The 13,847-nt window shown below is 69.9% G+C and carries 16 protein-coding genes and 1 pseudogene; 11 read left to right on the top strand and 6 right to left on the bottom strand.

Translation table 11 applies throughout. The annotated features are described in order from the left end of the window. The 3 genes and pseudogenes from J7F03_RS42840 to J7F03_RS35810 all read right to left on the bottom strand — a co-directional run. Positions 1–197: pseudogene (locus tag J7F03_RS42840) on the bottom strand (arsenic transporter); the annotation flags it as partial. A gap of 178 nt (positions 198–375) precedes the next feature. Then, the gene (locus J7F03_RS35815; protein WP_214957002.1) at positions 376–1,041 is read right to left on the bottom strand and encodes a class I SAM-dependent methyltransferase; all 666 of its coding nucleotides are present in this window, start codon (positions 1,039–1,041) and stop codon (positions 376–378) included. Then, the gene (locus J7F03_RS35810; protein ID WP_214956999.1) at positions 1,038–1,574 is read right to left on the bottom strand and encodes a DoxX family protein; all 537 of its coding nucleotides are present in this window, start codon (positions 1,572–1,574) and stop codon (positions 1,038–1,040) included. Before J7F03_RS35810 ends, J7F03_RS35815 begins: the two co-directional genes overlap by 4 nt. Positions 1,575–1,960: 386 nt before the next feature. On the opposite strand from J7F03_RS35810, the gene J7F03_RS35805 reads away from it, so the two are divergent. The 5 genes from J7F03_RS35805 (at position 1,961) to J7F03_RS35790 (ending at position 4,223) form a co-directional block, all read left to right on the top strand. Then, positions 1,961–2,404, top strand: coding sequence for a DUF305 domain-containing protein (locus J7F03_RS35805; protein ID WP_214956997.1), 444 nt, complete (start codon positions 1,961–1,963; stop codon positions 2,402–2,404). A gap of 163 nt (positions 2,405–2,567) precedes the next feature. Continuing rightward, positions 2,568–2,747 (top strand): hypothetical protein, encoded by a 180-nt coding sequence (locus tag J7F03_RS42475; RefSeq protein ID WP_308380106.1) that lies wholly within the window; start codon positions 2,568–2,570, stop codon positions 2,745–2,747. A 253-nt stretch (positions 2,748–3,000) separates the two neighbouring features. After that, positions 3,001–3,213, top strand: coding sequence for a hypothetical protein (locus J7F03_RS42470; RefSeq protein WP_308380105.1), 213 nt, complete (start codon positions 3,001–3,003; stop codon positions 3,211–3,213). 98 nt (positions 3,214–3,311) lie between these two features. Next, positions 3,312–3,704: a hypothetical protein gene (locus tag J7F03_RS35795; RefSeq protein ID WP_214956995.1), complete on the top strand. Its 393-nt coding sequence runs from the start codon at positions 3,312–3,314 to the stop codon at positions 3,702–3,704. 45 nt (positions 3,705–3,749) lie between these two features. After that, positions 3,750–4,223 carry a DUF5990 family protein gene (locus tag J7F03_RS35790; RefSeq protein ID WP_251073003.1) on the top strand — a complete coding sequence of 158 codons (474 nt, stop codon included), beginning with the start codon at positions 3,750–3,752 and terminating at the stop codon, positions 4,221–4,223. A gap of 72 nt (positions 4,224–4,295) precedes the next feature. Here the strand turns inward: J7F03_RS35790 and J7F03_RS35785 are convergent, their stop codons facing one another. The 3 genes from J7F03_RS35785 to J7F03_RS35775 form a co-directional block, all read right to left on the bottom strand. Then, positions 4,296–5,600 (bottom strand): MFS transporter, encoded by a 1,305-nt coding sequence (locus tag J7F03_RS35785; protein ID WP_308380104.1) that lies wholly within the window; start codon positions 5,598–5,600, stop codon positions 4,296–4,298. Next, a complete protein-coding gene (locus J7F03_RS35780; protein WP_214956993.1) occupies positions 5,597–6,691 on the bottom strand; it encodes a PLP-dependent cysteine synthase family protein in 1,095 nt (364 codons plus the stop codon). The genes J7F03_RS35785 and J7F03_RS35780 overlap by 4 nt, the downstream gene beginning before the upstream one ends. 1,272 nt (positions 6,692–7,963) lie before the next feature. Further along, positions 7,964–8,191 (bottom strand): hypothetical protein, encoded by a 228-nt coding sequence (locus tag J7F03_RS35775; protein ID WP_214956991.1) that lies wholly within the window; start codon positions 8,189–8,191, stop codon positions 7,964–7,966. Positions 8,192–8,486: 295 nt separating this feature from the next. Here J7F03_RS35775 and J7F03_RS35770 point away from each other — a divergent pair, with 295 nt between their 5' ends. Genes J7F03_RS35770 through J7F03_RS35745 form a run of 6 tightly spaced genes read left to right on the top strand, consistent with a single transcriptional unit; the run spans position 8,487 to position 13,846 of the window. Next, the gene (locus J7F03_RS35770; RefSeq protein ID WP_374104440.1) at positions 8,487–8,837 is read left to right on the top strand and encodes an NADH-quinone oxidoreductase subunit A; all 351 of its coding nucleotides are present in this window, start codon (positions 8,487–8,489) and stop codon (positions 8,835–8,837) included. Further along, entirely contained in the window at positions 8,828–10,144 is a 1,317-nt protein-coding gene (locus J7F03_RS35765; protein ID WP_214956987.1) for a hypothetical protein, read from the top strand. The genes J7F03_RS35770 and J7F03_RS35765 overlap by 10 nt, the downstream gene beginning before the upstream one ends. After that, positions 10,137–11,102 (top strand): NADH-quinone oxidoreductase subunit H, encoded by a 966-nt coding sequence (locus tag J7F03_RS35760; RefSeq protein WP_214956985.1) that lies wholly within the window; start codon positions 10,137–10,139, stop codon positions 11,100–11,102. Before J7F03_RS35765 ends, J7F03_RS35760 begins: the two co-directional genes overlap by 8 nt. A 19-nt stretch (positions 11,103–11,121) precedes the next feature. Then, the gene (locus tag J7F03_RS35755; RefSeq protein WP_214956983.1) at positions 11,122–11,685 is read left to right on the top strand and encodes an NADH-quinone oxidoreductase subunit J; all 564 of its coding nucleotides are present in this window, start codon (positions 11,122–11,124) and stop codon (positions 11,683–11,685) included. Beyond that, positions 11,682–11,987 (top strand): NADH-quinone oxidoreductase subunit NuoK, encoded by a 306-nt coding sequence (gene nuoK, locus J7F03_RS35750; protein WP_214956981.1) that lies wholly within the window; start codon positions 11,682–11,684, stop codon positions 11,985–11,987. Before J7F03_RS35755 ends, nuoK begins: the two co-directional genes overlap by 4 nt. Further along, positions 11,984–13,846 (top strand): proton-conducting transporter membrane subunit, encoded by a 1,863-nt coding sequence (locus J7F03_RS35745; protein ID WP_214956979.1) that lies wholly within the window; start codon positions 11,984–11,986, stop codon positions 13,844–13,846. The genes nuoK and J7F03_RS35745 overlap by 4 nt, the downstream gene beginning before the upstream one ends. The last annotated feature ends 1 nt before the right edge of the window (position 13,847 follow it).

The raw sequence follows: 13,847 nt of genomic DNA, 5'->3' as shown, positions 1-13,847 counted from the left end.
CCAGCGAAGATCAGCGGATGGGCACTGGCGTAGACCTGCGGCTTGGGACACGCGCCCATCCGGCGGGCGGTGGCGAACACCACCGGCGTCAGCAGAACAACGGTCGCGTCCAGGCTCAGCGCGGCGGTGATCACCGAGGCGAGGGCGAAGACCGAGCCGAGCACCCCTCGCGGGCGCCCCGCCGCCCAGCGGGCCATCCAGGTCCCGCACGCGTGGAAGAGTCCCTCGTCGTCACAGAGCTTGGCGGAAAGGGCGGATGACCGCGCACACCAGCACCACGACCAGCGCGACCACGGAGACGGACCCGACGAACATGAACCCGATCATCCCCCGCAGTGGTGGGCGAGGTTAACCGCCGGGGGCCCGGCGGCGCGGTTACCGGGGCAGGGACTGGGTGACGCGCCACAGGCGGCGGGGCAGATCGCCTTCCTCGAAGGCGTGGACCTCCTCCAGCGCCCACCCGTCGGCGAGCGAGTCCACCAGTTCGCGCGGGAAGAAGTGGACGGCGAAGCCGCCGTGCTCGTAGATGTCGTCGCCGTACGCCGTACCGGTGCCGTAGTGGGCATCGCCGGTGTGCCGGACCGTGTACACGAGCACCCCTCCCGGCCTCAGTACCCGGCGGACCTCGCCGACCAGGGAGTGGATCTCCTTCGTGGACAGGGCCATGCACAGCAGCATGTGTGCGAAGACCGCATCCACCGAGGCGTCCGACAGAGGCAGCGGCCCACGCACGTCGTACACCGAGGTACTGACCCGCTCGGCGACGCCCTGCCGCCCGGCGGCAGCCCGTAGCTGCTCGAGCCCGACCGGGCTGAAGTCGGTGGCCTGGACGGCGAATCCCTCCCGGGCGAAGTACAAGGCATCACGACCGTGCCCGGCACCCAGCTCCAGCACATCCCGCGCGCCAGCCGCACGGAAAGCCCGGGCGGCGTGCACCGCGGGCGCCGAGGGCTGCTCCCCGTACATGCCGGGGTGCGCGGTGTACGTGTCCTGCCAGTGCGCACGCTGCACTTCGGCCAGCTCCTGCCGGTCGTCCGTCACGTCTCACGCCTCCAGGTGGTGTGCGGGTCAGCATAAGACGGGCCGGGCCGGGCCGTTACTCCGGCCGGCGCCCGGTGCAGTCGGGCGTCGAGCGAGTGGACGCCCGCGCCGACGATCAGCAGGAAGAGGCTGCCGCACAGCTGGGCGAGGTCGGTGCGGGATTCGTGGAGGAAGGCCCACCAGCCGGACTTGCCGGTGAAGAGCGGGGCGTCGCCCCACAGGATCGGCAGCTTGGTGATGAACAGGGCTCCGACCATGTCGACCACCATCGGGACGGCGGCGAGCCGGGTCAGCAGCCCGGCCAGGATCAGTGCTCCACAGGTGATCTCGAAGATCCCGTCCAGCGGGGCGAAGAAGCCCGGGGCGGGGATGCCGGCTTTCTGGAACCGGCCGGTTCCCAGTTCGTGGGGGTAGAGGAACTTCTGGATGCCCTCGGAGAGGAAGACAGCGCCGACGTAGAGGCGGATGAGCACCACGGCGCCGGGCGCGTCCGTCGCGGTCAGCTTCGCCTGCCAGGTCCTGAAAGGAATCATGCGAAGGTGCCCTTCACCGTCCGTCGGGGTGATCCGTGGCGATATCGTCCCGCGAATCGGCAGGGCACCGGCGCATCGCCGTACGCCCATCGCGGGCGCGTCGCGCTCAGCTGGCGTGCGGGGAGGAAAAGGTTTGCAGCCCCCTTTCCGGTCTGCCCACCACACCGTGGACCCGCAGGTCCAACCGGTACGTACCTGCCTGGCGGGTTGGTCGGGGCGGCGGCGGCAGGCGATAGGCGCCTCGGCCCGGTACGGGGCGTCCCTGCTGTGGCCGGCCGCGGCCGGAGGCTTTCCCTGCGACCGCCAACGCACCGGCCACCGCCCCGTCCGGAGAGAACCCGGCGCCGGGCGCCTTCAACGACGCGGACGCCGCGTTCGCGCAGCAGATGATCCCGCACCACGAGCAGGCCGTGGAGATGGCCAAGCTCGCGGACGGGCGCGCCCAGGATGCGGAGGTCAAGACCCTCGCCGGCGCGATCGAGAGGGCCCAGGACCCCGAGATCCAGACCATGAAGTCCTGGCTCAAGGCGTGGGGCAAGCCGGAGTCCAGCAGCTCGATGCCCGGCATGGACCACGGTGCGTCGCACGGGTCGGGCATGGCCGGGATGATGTCCGAGCAGGACATGAAGGACCTCGCCGCCGCCGAGGGCACGGACTTCGACAAGAAGTTCGCGCAGCTGATGATCGCCCATCACAACGGTGCGATCGAGATGGCCAAGGTCGAGCAGAAGGACGGCAAGAACGCGACGGCGAAGAAGCTCGCCGACGACGTGATCAAGAACCAGTCGGCCGAGATCGACCAGTTCAACAAGATCCTCGCCCGCCTCTGACCCGGCACTCCCCCGGCCTGCCGCCGCGACCGTTCGACGGCGCGGCGGCCGGTCCGCCCGGAGCGAGCTCCCCGCTACCGCGATGCGCCCAGGCCACACCCCCAGCAGGCCCTCCACCGCGCCTCGGGCGGGACCGGCGCATCCTCACCTGATCAGGACATCCATGAAGCTGAAGCGCAAGCGCCCCTTCACCCTGGTGGCCGCCGCCGCAGCCCTCGCGTTCACCCTCGCCGCCTGCGCCGGCGGAGCCGGTGAGAGTAAGGCGAGCAAGCCCTCCGCCACCGTGATCAGCCACATCCACGGCCTCGGTGCCGACCCGGCCGACGGCAAGCTCTCTACGTAGCCACGCACAACGGTGTCTACACCCCGACCCAGGACGGGGCACCCCAGCTCGTCGGGGACCGCAAAGACGACTTCATGGGCTTCACGGTGACCGGACCCGGCACCTTCGCAGCCAGTGGCCACCCTGGCCCGGACCGCGACGCACCTGGCAGCCTCGGCCTCATCGAGAGCACCGACGCCGGAAAAACCTGGAAGGACAAGCGCTCAGCGGCGAGGTCAGCACGAACGGCTTCCTCCGAGTCAGCAAGGACGGAGTGAACTGGGAAAAGCGCGGCGCCCCGCACGCCCTCGGCATCGCCGTCAGCCCGGCGGACCCGGCCACCGTCCCCGGCGGCCGCCCCCAGGCTCTGACCACCGTGGACGCCGAGCACCTGGTCGTCGCGACCCAGGACCGGGTCCACGAGTCGACGGACGGTGGCAAAACCTTCACCAAGCGTCTCGCGGTCACAGCCGACGCCGATCACTGATCAGTCTTGGAGTGCGGCGCCCAAGGGCGCCGCACAGCGGCATTGCCTGTTCATTGCCGCCGTCTCACGAACTGACGCGCGGCGTTATCTCGGTTCATGTGCACATACATTCCTGGCGCGTACTCGCCCGCTTGAGCTGCCACCAGAGGGGTCGGCATCGCGTTCGCCGCGCAGGCCGCAACCGCTTCCAGGCCTGCTTCGCCGAGATCGGCGGCGTCATCGGAACGCTGGTCTCCGGCGTCTTCCTCTACGTCGCCTTCGTGGTCGGCACGGTAGAGCTCGTGTCCCTCCTCGCCGACCAGGCGGACGCCTCCGACCGCCGCCCGTGGTCCTACCTGACCGGACTGGACCTCAACACCATCGGCATCGTCGTCGTGGTCACCTTCCTCGCAACCTGGATCGGCGCCGTCGCCGTCTGGAAGATCCGCCGCTACGACGATCGGTACCCGACTGCCGTGTCAGAGGACGCCGGCTCTCCCGCCACCTTTTAACTCCCAGCAGTGGGGACTCTTCGGCGCTGCCGGATGATGGGCGGTATGCGCATCCGCATCGAGGGGATCGACCTGCCCGGCCGCGACTGGCCCCACGCACCAAATTCCGGGCACAGCACCCCCACTTACGGCAACATCCACGTCGGCCTGCAACGCCGCGACCGCCCGGCGGAACTCCTCGATGTGCAGCCCGGTGACGCCATGTCCGCCACCTGGACGCTTGAGTGCACCGCAGTCGCCGCGCCAGCCGGCACCGATCTGAAAGGCCCACACGTGCAGGGCCGGCCAGGCGGCCGGTTCATCTACCTGTCGTGGGGCACGGTGGACAAGCCCGGGACCTTCACCATGTTCCGCCGGGCCAAGCTGATGCTCGACGCCGTCCCCTCCGAGGTGCTCGACGCCGCCGCACACAGCGGCCTGCTCGTGGGTCGCCTCGGCCTGACCGACGCCTGCGGAGGACCTCTATGCGCACGGGTCGTGCCCCCGACCATCACCTGGACCGCCGAAGTCGCCGACTGAGACACCACACGTGGGTTGACCAGCAGGGCGGGCGCACACGGGGCGCCCGCCCTGGGCCATGGCAGTGGACGGTCAGACTGTCGCGGGCTGCGGTTTCACCACAGGGGCGGCTGCCAGCCGTCCCGTCCGGTACAGGCCGTACAAGGCCGCCGCGCATGCGAGGCCGAGCGTGAGCAGGGCGATCCACGGCAAGGCCGGCAGTCCCGCCTCGCGGGCGGCGTCGAGAGCGGCGCCGGTGGCGAGGTTGCCCACGGTGATGCCGATCCCGCAGATGGTGTTGTAGAGGCCGTAGTGCGTGGCGACGAGCCGGTCACCGGAGAGGCGGACGATGGTGTCCATCTCGTACGGGTAGGCGATCATCGTGCCGAGGGCGAGCAGAAGCGCGGCCAGTGTCGGCGGCGCCGCCGCGAGCAGCCACCGGCCCGCCCCGGCTTCTGGTACGGGTACGGCGGTTGCCAGGAGCAGCGGTACGAACGCGAGACCCATCACGGCCAGACCCCGGACGAGCGCCTGCCCGGGTTCGAGCCGGGCCTTGCACCATGCGGTGATCCGAGTCTGGCCGAGGATCGTGGCGAGTCCGGAGACCGCGAAGAGCACCGCCACCGCGGTCGTTCCCGCCTGCCCTTCGCCGCTCAGCCGACGTACCTCCAGCGGCAGGGCCAAGTACACCTGGAAGGACAGGACGTAGGAGCCGATCATGGCGAAGGAGAACAGCAGGAAGGGCCGGTTGGCGATGATGCCGCGCCACTGGGAGCGCGTACTCTCCCGACCCTCGCCTCGGCCTCCGGCCACCGCGTCGTCGGATCGGCGAGCCGGCAGGGCGCGGATCTGCACGATGCTGAGCAGGGCGAAGATCCCGGCCGCGACCAGGCAGGTGATCCGGAAGTCGACGCCGGTCAGCACCATGCCCACCAGCGGCCCGAGCAGGATGCCGGCCTGGTAGAAAACGTTGAACAGGGCGAACGCCTCGACGCGCCGCTCCCCCGCGTCCGCCACCAGGTACGCCCGGACCGCCGGATTGAACAGCGCGCCGGCCAGACCGGTCGCCGCGGAGGCGGCCAGGAGCGCGGGCAGCGAGTCCACGAAACCGAGCAGGCCGAAACCCACGGTGCGCAGCACACAGCCGGCCACGATCAGCGGCTTGTAGCCGAACCGGTCGGCGAGCGCCCCGCCCACCAGGAACATCCCCTGCTGGCTGAAGTTCCTTACGCCCAGCACCAGTCCGACGACCCAGCCGGCCAGGCCGAGCGTCCCGGAGAGGTGGGCGGCGAGGTACGGCATCAGCATGTAGAAGCCGAGGTTGATCGTGAACTGGTTGGCCATCAGCAGCTGGACGCTGCGTTCGTAGCTCCGTACTTGTGCAAAGGTCCCCTTCACTTCTGCTCCTGGGTTCCCGGGAGGGTGAGCGGGTCGACGACGTCGGTGCAGCGGGTCCAGCGGACGAACTCCTTCTCGTCCGGGCGGCCGGCGACGTCCGGTTCGATGGGCGGCGGTCCGTCGAGCAGTCCGTGCCGGGCGCAGTATTCGTCGTCGTAGACCGTACCGAGGTAGCGCTGCGGCCCGTCCGGGAAGATCGCCGCGATACGGGTGTCCGCGGGTCGGGTGCGGGCAAGCCAGCCGGCCACGAGGGTCACCGCGCCCACGCTCCAGCCGCCGGTGGCGTAGTGCGAGGAGGCCAGCTGGCGGCAGGCCCACACCGCCTCGGCGGGGGCCACCCAGTGGATCTCGCCGAAGTTCTCGTACGCCACGTTGCGCGGGTAGATGCTGGAGCCCAGTCCTCGCATCAGCCGGGTCTTGGCCGGCTGTCCGAAGATAGTGGAGCCGATGGTGTCGACGCCGACGATGTGGACGTCAGGGTAGAGCTGGCGCAGCGCCCGGCCGACGCCGGCGGAGTGGCCTCCGGTTCCCACACTGCACACGAGGACGTCGATGTGGCCGAGTTCGGCGGCCAGTTCGAGGGCGAGTGGGGTGTACGCGGCGACGTTGTCGGGATTGCCGTACTGGTCGGGGCACCAGGAGCCGGGGTGCTCTTCGAGTAGCCGCAGGACCCGATCACGGCGGGCCTGCTGCCAGCCCCCGGTCAGGTGAGGGTCGGCGACGATGTCGACTTGGGCTCCGTACACGCTCAGCAGCCGGGTCATGCTCGGTTCCAGCCCCGGGTCGGTGACCAGGGTGACGGGATGCCCGTACACCAGGCCGGCCAGCGCCAGCCCGAGCCCGAGGGTGCCGCTGGTCGACTCGATGATCCGGCCGCCGGGGCGCAGGTCGCCCCGCGCACGGGCCCGTTCGACCATGTAGAGGCCGGGCCGGTCTTTGATGCCGCCCGGGTTGAACCCTTCCAGCTTCGCCCAGAAGCCGCGGCCGGCCGGAGCCAGCGGCTCCGACACGTGCAGCAGCGGCGTGTTCCCCACCAGAGCCGACAGGGCCGATTGCCCGGGCTGGAGGTTGAGGTTGATCTTTGACTGCATGGTGATTCACTCTCGCTCGACGAAGACGCATGGCGTGCTCATCTCGCACACGACCTTTTGGCGACGGACGTCAGCCCGTGCACGGTGGGTCGGCGCGCGGCAGCCGTTCGCGGACGACGACTGCAGGCGAGAGGCTTACATACGCCAGCGGGACGTGATGACGAGGGTGGTACGGCCGGTGCGCACCCGGCGTTGATGTCGGTTTCCATCGCCGTCTGAAGGTGGCTGCCGTACGAGCGGGCTAAGGAGGACCGCCGCCGCGACCGAGACGGGCAGGGGTGGCTCTTCCCTGTACGAAGCCTTCGTGTCGACGACTGCTTGCGGTGCGCAGTCCGTGGCCCCATGTGGCCGGTGGGGCAGCTGGGGCCGATAGCTGTGGTGAGGCTCGACGGCCTCAGGACGGCCCATCGCCATACCGGCCGACACGGCCACGGCGTCCGGCGACGTGGCATGCGTCTCCGGCCCGGACCCGTGCGCGAGAGCGCACAGGACCGTCACCAGCAGCAGGCTGCCGTAGATCACCGAAACGAGTCGGCGCAGCCAAGGCGCGGCGGTTGGGGTGCCTTCGCCGGGCGAAGGCATGCGGGAGTAGGTCGGCACAGGCCCTCCATACGGCCACCGGCTCCCTTGCCTATGACAGGAAGACGGCAACCCAGAGTGCGGGCAGGACGGCGTCGACGAGCATCCGGACACGCCGCATTGGGGCGGCATCCATCTCATCGCGCGAAGACCGGTCGGACTCCGCGTCCTACACCTGCTGAACCACAGCCGATCTCACAGCCACAGCCGGCATGACCGAGCGTGCGTTCTCACCAAGACTGCTCAGACATGGAGGCGGACCGGCCACAGCCGATTCGCGATCCGATGGTGCAAAGCAGGGCCACACCAGGGTCGGGCCCTGTTGCGGCTTCCCGGTCATGCAGTGACCGCCCGAGTGGGAGGGCCCGTGACCGCCACCTCGACCGTCCCCCGACACGGCGAGGAACGGAACGTGCTCCGCTGCTCCGTCATTGGCATACCCGGTCGACACCACGGGAGCTGCCGCGCCGCCCGGCAGGTGGTCAGCCGCGGTTTCCCCGCCGACGCCGTGCGTGAGAACGAAGGCGCAAAGGAGGGCAACCCAGGCCATCACGTGCAGCGGACCCGCCAACACGCGGACCCGCGATATACGTCGGGGTGACCGGACCGTAATCACGCCGTGATACTAGCCGTTCATCGGTCGGGCTCCGCCGACGCACCCACAAGACCATCACAACGCGCCACACGAATGGCCTATTTGCTACGGCGACACAAGGAAAAAGCCATGACCTCTGAAACCACTTCCGGCCGCACGATCGCCTGAAAGTGCGGGCACTGCGTGATGTCATCGTGATAGCAGTCCAGGGCGCACTCGACGAGCTCCAGTGACGCCTGGGCTGCTTCGATCCGCCGCTTCAGGGCGTCCCACCCGCAGGGGACGGCCATGCGGTCGCCGCCCAGAAACTGGACGAACTGCGACACCTGCTTGAAGATCCGACCGTCGCCCAGGCGGTGAGGACCCTTCTTCCCGCTTAGGGCAGGCAAGGCTCACGCCGGGAGGGCACGGCCACCGCCCCTCCCTCGTCACAGGCGCGGGCAGGAACGCGCCGCGCCTCAGCTCGTGACCGCTTCCCCGCGCCAGGCCCGCGCACCGACGGGGAGGCGACCGGGCCGGCACTTCGACTTCGAGATCACCCAACGGACACGCCTTCATCCCCCCACTGTGATCGGCCGCGCCTGTAAGACCTGACGCCCCAGAGGCAGCACCATGGGTGGGATGACTTCGTGGGAGCCGGTGCTGATCCTGCTGGGGATCACGGCCGGATGTCTGATGTGCTTATACGGCTGGAATGCGTGGCTGACCGCCCCAGAAGGGCCGCTGGAGACGGAGCCCTTCGGTGGGGGCCTCGCGCCGTGTGAGCACGCCGTCTCACGGTTCCATGTTCGCTGGTACCCGATCACGATGATCTTCCTGGCCTTCGACATGGAGATGCTGTTCATGTACCCGTGGGTGCGGGTGGTCTCCGCGGTCGGCACGAGTGCCGTCGTCGAGATGTTCCTCTTCCTGGGAATTCTCTTCGCGGGAGTCGGCTACGCCTGGCGCGAGGGCGCCTTCCGATGGGCCTGAGGGAGGCGCTGCTGCGCGCGGCAGTGGGCCGGCCGCCGGTTCTGATGGTGGCGTGGCCGGGTGCGACGGCGGTGCGTCTGGAGGTCGAGGCGGAGGTGCGCCGACGCGGCTGGCCGCTGGCGGACGGACCTGCGGCCGCGGCATTGATCGTCGTCATCGGCTCAGCGGATGCGACCGGTAGGCGGTGGCTCGAAGACATCCGGCGACAGGTTCCAAGCCCACGGGCCCTGGTGAGCGTGACCGAGTCCGAGGGCGTCACGGCCGCGCTCGATGAGGGTCTGGCAGCCCTCCTTGCGGGTGGGCAGCGGCTGCCCGCGATTGAGCCCGAAGATCGTGAGCACCACGGGCAGCATGCAGCGGACATGCACGAAGCCTCGTCCAAGGAAGACGGCCACCACGAGCATCCAGGCCACGCCTCATCCGACGGTGACATGAAGCATGCGCACGACGGTCATGACGACTCGGCATCTCCGGACCAGCGCCACGGGCATGCTGGGCATGACATGGGATCCATGGAGGTCGCCGGGCGGCCGATGGCGGAGCGGGCCGACGACCGCGACGGGCTGCGCCTCGACGTGCTGCACGTGCCGTTGGGTCCGATCCTGCCGGACTGGCCTTGTGGACTGATTCTCCGCGTAGCCCTCCAGGGCGACGTCGTCCAGAGTGCGGAGGTCGACCAGGTGCGGCACTCCGGTGCTGCCGTCCCGTTCTGGAACGAGCCCTGGATTCGTGCGGCCGGTGGCGAGGCCGTGCCGCGCGATGTGGCGGCCCGGCGTCGGTGCGCGGCCCACCTCGACAGTCTCGCCCGTTTCCTCTCCGTCGTGGGATGGAGGGATACGGGCGCACGCGCCCGTCGACTGCGTGACGACGTACTGGCGGGCACCTCGGAGGACCGATTTCCCGCTGATGTACACGAGTTGGTCCGTCGGGTGGAGCGTTCACGGACCCTGCGTCGGCTCACCGCGGGGCTGGGTCTGCTACCCGCCTCCGGCGCCCACCGCCACGGCGTGACAGGGCCCGCGCTGGGGGCGGATGGCGACGCGTACGACCGTATGCGCGTGTGGCTCGTGGAGATCAGCCAGTGCGCTGAGGCGTTCGGAGACACCCGGGCCATTGCCCACGACGACGTACTGGGCCCCCGCGGGCGGGTCGATGGCGAACGGCCGCCGTCGGCGGCACTGCTCGACGTCCTGCCGGAACTGCTGACGGGCGCTGAGTTCGCGGCCGCCCGGATCACTGTCGCGAGCCTCGACCCCGACCTCGATGAGCTTTCCGCCGTACCGGCGCACGGAGGTGCGCATGGCTGAGCCGACGCCGTTGTGGGCCACACCCGTCCTGCCGGTGGTGCTGGCGGCTCTGGCCCTCGGCACGGCTGGATTCGACGCTGTGCTGTCGGCGTCGGCTGACCAGGGGCGGGCGACATCCGTCCGGGAGATCTGCCTCCGTGCCGCCGGCCCACTGCGCGAGGCGGTGCGGCTGACGGCGCAGCAGCGCCGCCGTACGAGCGCCGCCGACCAGCTGCTCACCCGGGCCGGCGTCCTACTCCTGCCCATGGCGGCCGTACTCGCCTGCGCCGTCGTGCCGTTGGGATTCAACTCCGTCACCGATCCGGACGTCGGCATCGTCTGGTTCAACGCGATGGAGGCGCTGGCCTGGGCAGCGGTGTGGCTGGCGGGCTGGGGGCCGAACTCCGCGCTGTCGCTGATCGGCGGTTACCGGTTCCTCGCTCAGGGGCTCGCCTACGAACTGCCGCACATGTTCGCCCTGACGACGGCGGCCCTGGGGGCCGAGTCGCTGCGCGTGGGCGAAGTAGTCGAGGCGCAGCAGGGGCTCTGGTTCGCGGTGTGGATGCCGGCGGCCTTCGGTGTCTACCTGCTGAGCGCGATGGCGATGGCGTTCTGGGGACCGTTCGACCATCCGGTGGGCCGTGACGCGGCAGGCGGTGCGGTGGCTGAACTGTCCGGTGCGGACCGGCTGGTGTTCCTGGCCGGCCGGTGGCTGCTCCTGGTGGTGAGCGCCGCGTTCAGTGTGCCGCTCTTCCTTGGCGGTGGTCACGGCCCGCTGTTGCCCGGCTGGGCGTGGACCGTGATCAAGACCGCGGTGGTGCTGGCCGTTCTCGTCGTGGCACGACGGATGGTGCCCACCGTGCGGATGGACCGCTACATGGGATTCGCCTGGATGGTGCTGGTGCCGCTGACCTTGCTGCAGGCACTCGCCGTCGCCGTCGTCGTCCTGAACAACCGATCAGCCGGGATGATCCCGTGAGAAGCGAGAGCTCCAGCACATGCTGACGGACGTGTTCTTTTGGGTGCTGGCCGCTGTGGCCATCGTCGGCGGAATCATGGTGTTCCGGTTCGACTCCATGGCGCGGGCCACGTACGCGCTGCTCACCTCTCTGCTCTGTGTGGGCGGCGAGGTGCTGCTCCTCGGGCTCGACTACCTCGGCGTCGTGATCGTGCTGATGATGACGCTCGAAATGGCCATCATGGCCGTGTTCATGGTGATGTACATGATGAACCCCGCCGGGCTCATGCCGATGACGATGGTCCACAACGCCAAGGGCGCGGCCGTGATCAGTGCGGCGGTCTTCGCCGCACTCGCCGCCGGGATCCTGCTCGCGCCCTGGCCCGATCGCCGTGGCGCTGCGCCCGTCGATCCGACCAAGGCGCTCGGCATGTCGCTGATGGGCCCGCAGATGCTCACCATGATGACCTTGGGCATGGCTTTGTTCGCCACCATCGTCGGCACCGTCGTACTGGCCACCCGAAGGGGCCGCTACGACCGGTTCGGCGACGACCTGCGGGGCGGCGGCGCGACGGACCCGGCCCGTGGCGGGGTGGGGCGATGAACCTGGAGCTGCTGATGCTGCTCGCCGCCTCGTTGTTCTGCATCGGTCTGTTCGGCGCGCTGACGCAGCAGTCCATCGTGATGCTCATGATGGGGCTGGAACTGATGCTGGGCGGCCTCATCGTCGCGGCTGCCGCCGTCTGGCACTACATCGCGCCCGCTGCCGACGAGGGGCAGGTGCTGGTCGTCGTCCTGGTCACCGTCATGGCGGTGGAGATGGCGATCGGCTTCGCCGTGGTCACCGCGCTCTTCCGGACCCGTGGCGTCGACCTGACGGACATGGCGGCGGAGTTGAAGGAGTGAGCGCAGTGCTGTGGGCCCTGGTCACCCTGCCGCTGGCGGTCGGCACGCTGCTCGTCGTCGCGGGGCGTCAGGCCGATCGAGTCTCCCCCGGCGCCGCAACCGGTGCTGCCCTAGCGGCTCTTGTCCTCGCGTGTCTCGCCGCCTTCCGGCATCCCACCGCCGAGGCTCCGCTGCTTGCCGGGCTGCCGCTGCGGCTCGTGGTGGACGGGCTGTCCGGGCTGATGGTGGTGACCGTCACCGCGGTTACGGCGGCCGTGCTGCTCTTCAGCGCCTGGGACATCGTCCGGGGGGAGGCGCGGGCCCGGTTCTTCGGGCTGATGCTGCTCTTCAGCGGCGCGATGCTGGTGACCGTCACGGCGTCCAACCTCGTCGTGCTGCTGATGGGGTGGGAGTTCATGGGCGCCACCTCTTGGGCTCTGATCGGCTACTGGTGGCGCGAACCGGAGCGGGTACGTGCCGCGAACACTGCCTTCATCACCACGCGGGCTGCCGATCTGGGTCTGTATCTGGCCGCCGGAGCCGCGCTGGCGGGTACAGCGTCGCGGACGCTCTCTCTCGATGCACTCGACCGAGCCGGCGACCCCTGGCTCACATTGATCACCGCCGGGGTGATCACCGCGGCCCTCGGCAAATCCGCCCAGCTTCCGTTCAGCTTCTGGCTCTCCCGCGCCATGCAGGGCCCGAGTCCGGTCTCCGCCTTGCTGCACTCCGCGACGATGGTGGTGGCCGGGGCCTATCTGCTGCTCAGGCTTCAGCCGTTGCTCGACGCGTCCGGGTGGGGAGGACCGGCCGTGGCCTGGGCAGGTGCCATCACCGCGGTAGCGCTCGGCCTCGTCGCGGTGGCACAGTCCGACCTCAAGCAGCTGCTCGCCGCGTCGAGCTGCGCGCAGATCGGGTTCATGGTGCTCGCCGCCGGGGCGGGCAGCGTGACCGGCGGCTCTCTTCAGCTGATGGCCCATGCGGCGGCCAAGAGCCTGGCGTTCCTGGTGTCCGGTGTCTGGCTCACGCTCCTGGGCACGAAGCTCCTGCCGGAGCTGCGGGGTGCCGCGCGTCGGCACCGTACGGCGGGAATCACCTTCACCGTCGCGGCCCTCACACTCGCCGGGGTGCCACCCCTGGCGCTGTGGGCAGCAAAGGACGTACTGCTCGCTGCCGCGCTCGAGGAGGGCGCCGTCCTGTACGGGGTGGGGCTGGCTGCCGCCGTCGTCTCCGCGGTGTACTCCGCCAAGGCCCTGTGGTTCGTATGGCGACCGTCCCCCGCCGATGGCCCGAGGCGGCTTGTCGAAGGCCGACGGCTCCCGTGGCCGGCCGGGGCACCGCTCGTCACGCTCGCCGCGGCCTGCCTCGCGCTGACGGCCTGGGCCTTTCCTCCCCTGCGGGACGCGGTGAGTCGGGTGGTCGGCGGGACCGGCGAAGCCGTACCTCGTTGGTGGGAGTTCGTGCTCTCGGGTTGTCTCGCCGTCATTGCGTCAGCGGCTGCGGGCTGGGGCTCTCGTGCGATGCCGCTGTCGGCCGGGGTCCGCGGGTGGTTCGGAGACTGGCTCGGTCTCGAGGCCGCCGCCCGGACCCTGTTCGTGGATCCCGTTCTGCGCTCCGCCCGCATGCTGGCCGCCTTCGACGACCGCGTCCTGGACCGCGGCGTCGATGCGGTGGCACGGGGAACGCTGCGGCTGGCCAGGCTTGTCGACCGGCGGGCCGAACAGGGCGTGGTCGACGCTGCCGTCGAAGGAGTCGCCACCGTTACCGGGGATCTCGGCCGGTGGGCCCGCCGTCCTCAGACCGGGCAGCTGCACCAATACCTCGCGCAGGCCGTCACGGCCTTCACCGTCCTCGCCGTTGTCCTCGTCCTCGTGAGGTGAC

The sequence above is a fragment of the Streptomyces sp. ISL-43 genome (assembly GCF_018614195.1).
GTDB lineage: Bacteria > Actinomycetota > Actinomycetes > Streptomycetales > Streptomycetaceae > Streptomyces.
Note: the sequence above shows the minus strand (reverse complement) of the source record. Positions and strands in the feature narration are given on the sequence as shown.